General features: G+C 69.0%; 1 protein-coding gene. It reads right to left on the bottom strand.

Annotation, left to right across the window (positions count from 1 at the left end; translation table 11 throughout):
* Positions 1-448 (bottom strand): replication initiator protein A (locus FJV41_RS55770; RefSeq protein WP_141649618.1); only part of this gene is annotated, 448 nt, incomplete at both ends.

Raw genomic sequence — 448 nt, 5'->3', positions numbered from 1 at the left:
GCCCAGGACGTAGCCGGGCAGCGACTGCCGCGCGACCAGCGCGCGCAGGTCGTAGGCGAAGTCCGAAAAGCGCGTGGCACTGCCCGACTTGCGGTGCAGGTGCCGGAAGTCGAACTGCCAGCCGCCAGGCTGTCGCCCGCCGTGCTTTCGCACCAGCCGGTACAGCCAGCGCTCGATGCCGCCCGTCAGCCGGAAATACGCCGGGTCGATGGTCAGCACCAGGGCGGCATCCATCACGCCGGCATAGAACCAGTCCGGCAGGATCAGCTCCAGCCCCAAGGGCGTGCCCTTGGCATCGGCCAGCTCTTTCCACTCGTTGATCCACGAGAAGCGGTGCAGCCGCCGCCCGGTCGTCTCGCGGATCGACGTGGCCACGGTCGTGGACTGCAGGCGATCCAGCGCGGCTTTGAGGCGTTGGTAGTCGCGCAGCGACGTACCGCGCCCGATG

This window comes from Myxococcus llanfairpwllgwyngyllgogerychwyrndrobwllllantysiliogogogochensis, assembly GCF_006636215.1.
Lineage (GTDB): Bacteria > Myxococcota > Myxococcia > Myxococcales > Myxococcaceae > Myxococcus > Myxococcus llanfairpwllgwyngyllgogerychwyrndrobwllllantysiliogogogochensis.
The sequence above is the reverse complement of the archived record's forward strand: the minus strand, read 5'-3'. Positions and strand labels throughout refer to the sequence as shown.